The sequence below is a fragment of the Gemmobacter sp. genome, assembly GCF_016792925.1.
Classification (GTDB): Bacteria; Pseudomonadota; Alphaproteobacteria; order Rhodobacterales; family Rhodobacteraceae; genus Gemmobacter.
Map to the genome: position 1 here is coordinate 1 of NZ_JAEULU010000053.1, position 3,803 is coordinate 3,803.

Below are 3,803 nucleotides of genomic sequence, written 5' to 3' on the forward strand. Positions count from 1 at the left end.
CCGTCACCTTCGCGGCGGGCATGGCGGCGGGCGGACTGAAGCCCTTCTGCGCGCTCTATTCCACCTTCCTGCAGCGCGGTTACGATCAGGTCGTGCATGACGTGGCGATCCAGCGCCTGCCGGTGCGCTTTGCCATCGACCGGGCCGGGCTGGTGGGGGCCGATGGTGCCACCCATGCCGGGGCCTTCGACGTGGCCTTCCTGTCGAACCTGCCCGGCATGGTGGTGATGGCGGCGGCGGATGAGGCCGAGCTGGTGCATATGGTGGCGACGGCGGCGGCCTATGACGAGGGGCCAAGCGCCTTCCGCTATCCGCGCGGCGATGGCATGGGCGTGGAGATGCCGGAGCGCGGTGTGGCGCTGGAGATCGGCAAGGGCCGGGTGATCCGCGAGGGCGGGCGCGTGGCGCTGCTCTCGTTCGGCACGCGGCTGGGCGAGGTGCTGGCCGCTGCCGAGGCGCTGGCCGCGCGGGGCGTGGCCTGCACGGTGGCCGATGCGCGGTTCGCCAAACCGCTGGACCGCGCGCTGATCCTGCAACTGGCGCGCCACCATGAGGCGCTGATCACGGTGGAAGAGGGCGCGGTGGGCGGTTTCGGCAGCCATGTGGCGCATCTGCTGGCCGAGGAAGGCGTGTTCGACCGCGGGCTGAAGTATCGCTCCATGGTGTTGCCCGATACGTTCATTGATCAGGCAAGCCCGGAAGCGATGTATGCGATTGCCGGGATGAACGCCCCGCAGATCGAGGCCAAGGTGCTGGAAACGCTGGGGATTGCCACGGTGGGACTGCGGGCCTGACCGCTTGCACCGGGGCGCGGGGGCAGATAGCCTTCGCGCAACGGTTGCGGAGGTCTTATGCCGGTTCCATCCATGCGTCACTTCTTTGTGCCTTGTTTGCGCTTGCTCAGCGGCACGGCCAGAAATGCGCGCGACTGCTTGCCCGCCTTGCAGAGCCAGTTCCAGCTGACCGAAGCCGAGATGGAAGAGATGGTGCCCAGCGGGACACGCACGCGCGTGTTCGACCGTGCAGATTGGGCGCTGTTTCACCTGATGCGGGCCGGATTGCTGGATCGGCCCGAGCGCGGCGTCTACCGCACCTCGCAAGACGGAAAACGCCTGCTGGATAGTGGGGTTTCAGCGCTGACACTGGCGCAGTTGAAGGGAATGCCGGCTTACGTGGCCGCCCTGTCCGCGCTGGAGGAGGACGCGCCCGAAGTCTCTGGCGTGGCGCGGGCGGAGGGGGAGCTGCCTGGTCCTGACCAATCTCCCGAAGAACAGATTGCCCGCGCCCATGCCGAGCTGGACGCGGCCTTGCAGGCCGAATTGATGGAGCTGGTGATCGGGCTGCATCCGGTGCGGTTCGAGCGGCTGATCATCGACCTGCTGAATGCGATGGGATATGGCGCCGGGGAACTGGCGAAGTCGATGCTCACCAAGGCCTCGGGCGATGGCGGGATTGACGGGATCATCCATGAGGATGCGCTGGGGCTGGATGCGGTCTATATTCAGGCCAAGCGCTATGCCCCCGGCAGCAATGTCGGGCGGCCTGCGATCCAGCAATTTGTCGGCAGCCTGACCGGCGAGGGCGCCACGAAGGGGGTGTTTGTCACCACCTCGGATTTCTCGGGCGAGGCGCGGGCCTATCTGGGCAAGGTGCAGCATCGCATCGTGTTGATCAACGGGGCCGAGCTGGCGCGGCTGATGATCCGTCACGGGGTGGGGGTGCGGCCGCGCTCGACCTATGTGATCAAGGGCGTGGACGAGGATTACTTTGCTGAGGTCAGCGGGCTTTAAGCGCCAAACGCGTTCATCACCACAAACAGCGCCGATTTGAACAGGGCATAGGCCATGCCGCCGACCCAGACAAAGGCGGCGGCGGTGGAGAGGAGGCCGAGGATGACCCAGAGGCCGTCGCGCTCCAGCAGGGCCAGTGCGATGATGCAGATGGCGGTGGCGGGCAGCAGGTTGCCCAGGGGAATGGGCAGTGACAGCAGCACCGCCAGCATCAGGCAGACAAAGCCCAGCAGCCGTTCGGCCCCCGGGCTGACCAGCGGCCACCAGCGCTGGCGCAACATGCGCTCGGCCCGGTTCAGCACCGGCGTGGCGCGGGCCACGATGTTGCGGAAGGTCTCTACCGTCATGGACCGGTTGGCGATGAAGCCGGGCAGCCAGGGCTGGCGCGCCAGCATCAGCTGCGACGAGAGGTAAATCAGCGGCAGGCCCAGCACCGCCGCGACGCCGGGCGGCGTGGGCAGGATGTTGGGGAAGGCGAAGATGAACAGCAGCGCCGCGATGGCGCGCCCGCGCATGGCGGTCAGCAGATCGGCCACCGAGACCCGCTCGCCCTGATGCGCGGCGGCAACCTCTTGCAGCAATTCGGAAAACCTTTGCCGCGAGACCAGTTTCGGCGCATCGGGCGGGGTGGCTTCGGGGCTCATCTTGCGGCTTTCGGATGGGAGCGCATGAGGGGGAGGTAAGGTGCCCTGCGCATGGGCGCAAGGGGGGCGGCGGCAAGATGGGGAGAGCGGTTTGGCGGGGCCGCCGGATCGTTGCTCTGGCGCCTCTGGCAGACCTGCGCGCGGCAGGTCTGGGCGCGGAAGGGGGCGCTGAAACTGCTCGCAATCACAGGCATCCGCCCGGATCAACGGATCGGGTTCAGGCCTCTGACCCAAGACCGGTATCGCGTCGGAGGCAATCTGCGGAGGATTGCCGCCCAGATGAGGGCTGCCGCCGCGAGGCGACGGGCGCGGCCAGCAGAAGGGCGGTGGTCAACCGTGCAGCGCCGGGGCGGGCCTATACCTCGTCATCGGTAAAATCCCCCGCCGCGAGCAGCGCCGCCAGACCATCGCGAAAACTGGGGTAGCGCAGGCGCAGGCCGAGTTCGGTCTTGATGCGGTCGTTCCGCACCCGCTTGCTTTCGGCATAGAAGCTGCGGGCCATGGGCGTCATCTCGGCGGTGTCCCAGTCTTCGGCGGGCGGCTCGGGCAGGCCCAGCAGATGCGCGGCATGGGCGATCACCGCCTCGGGCGGGGCGGGGTCATCGTCGCAGACATTGTAGATGCGGCCCGGATGGGGGCGCAGCATCGAGGCCTCCAGCGTGGCGGCGATGTCTTCGACATGGATGCGCGAGAACACCTGACCGGGTTTGAGGATGCGGCGGGCGGTGCGGTTGCGCACCTTGGCGAAGGGGCCGCGGCCGGGGCCGTAGATGCCCGCAAGGCGGAAGATATGGAGGGGCAGGCCCGCGCTTTGGCTGAGCGCCTGCCATTGCGCCTCGGCCAGCACGCGCTGTTGGCCCCGGAGGGTGGAGGGGGTGAGGGCCGTCTCCTCATCGACCCAACCGCCCGCGTGATCGCCATAAACCCCGGTGGTGGAGAGATAGCCGACCCAGGCCGGGCGCGCGGCGGCGATCTCGGCGGCATGGGCGTTCAGCACCGGGTCGCCCTCGGGGCCCGGCGCGATGGAGGCGAGGATATGGGTGGCCTGCGCCAGCGCGGGCGCCAGCGGCGCGCCCGGCCAGATCAGCGGCTCCACCCCCTCGGCGGCGAGGGCTGCGGCTTTCTCGGGGCTGCGGGTGGTGCCGATGATGCGCCAGCCATGTTGCAAGGCCCGGCGCGCGAGGGCCTGGGCGGAATAGCCATGGCCGAGGGAGAGGAGGGTCTGTGTCATGCCGGCATTGTGGCGGCGCAGGCCGGGGGCTGCAAGGCGTCATGGCCCCGTCATGCGCCTGTCATGGCTGCGGGTTAGCGCCTCAGGCAAGACTTGATTTCGCCGGTGCAGACAGTCACAAAAGGCGATCAAAAAATG

General features: G+C 68.2%; 4 protein-coding genes. 2 read left to right on the forward strand and 2 right to left on the reverse strand.

Annotated features, from left to right (window positions below):
• Together JNN06_RS02940 and JNN06_RS02945 are read left to right on the forward strand one after the other, a co-directional pair.
• Window positions 1-794 (forward strand): transketolase C-terminal domain-containing protein (locus JNN06_RS02940; RefSeq protein WP_291238105.1); only part of this gene is annotated, 794 nt, incomplete at its 5' end.
• A 72-nt stretch (window positions 795-866) separates the two neighbouring features.
• Entirely contained in the window at window positions 867-1,790 is a 924-nt protein-coding gene (locus tag JNN06_RS02945; protein ID WP_291238106.1) for a restriction endonuclease, read from the forward strand.
• Here the strand turns inward: JNN06_RS02945 and JNN06_RS02950 are convergent.
• Window positions 1,787-2,434: an exopolysaccharide biosynthesis protein gene (locus JNN06_RS02950; protein WP_291238107.1), complete on the reverse strand. Its 648-nt coding sequence runs from the start codon at window positions 2,432-2,434 to the stop codon at window positions 1,787-1,789. The genes JNN06_RS02945 and JNN06_RS02950 overlap by 4 nt on opposite strands.
• A gap of 355 nt (window positions 2,435-2,789) precedes the next feature.
• The gene (locus tag JNN06_RS02955; RefSeq protein WP_291238108.1) at window positions 2,790-3,665 is read right to left on the reverse strand and encodes an SDR family oxidoreductase; all 876 of its coding nucleotides are present in this window, start codon (window positions 3,663-3,665) and stop codon (window positions 2,790-2,792) included.
• Window positions 3,666-3,803: the final 138 nt, after the last annotated feature.

Excerpts from the sequence above, each read along its gene's own strand:
- JNN06_RS02945 (WP_291238106.1), top strand. The coding sequence starts at position 867 with ATGCGTCACTTCTTTGTGCCTTGTTTGCGCTTGCTCAGCGGCACGGCC.
- JNN06_RS02950 (WP_291238107.1), bottom strand. The coding sequence starts at position 2,434 with ATGAGCCCCGAAGCCACCCCGCCCGATGCGCCGAAACTGGTCTCGCGG.
- JNN06_RS02955 (WP_291238108.1), bottom strand. The coding sequence starts at position 3,665 with ATGACACAGACCCTCCTCTCCCTCGGCCATGGCTATTCCGCCCAGGCC.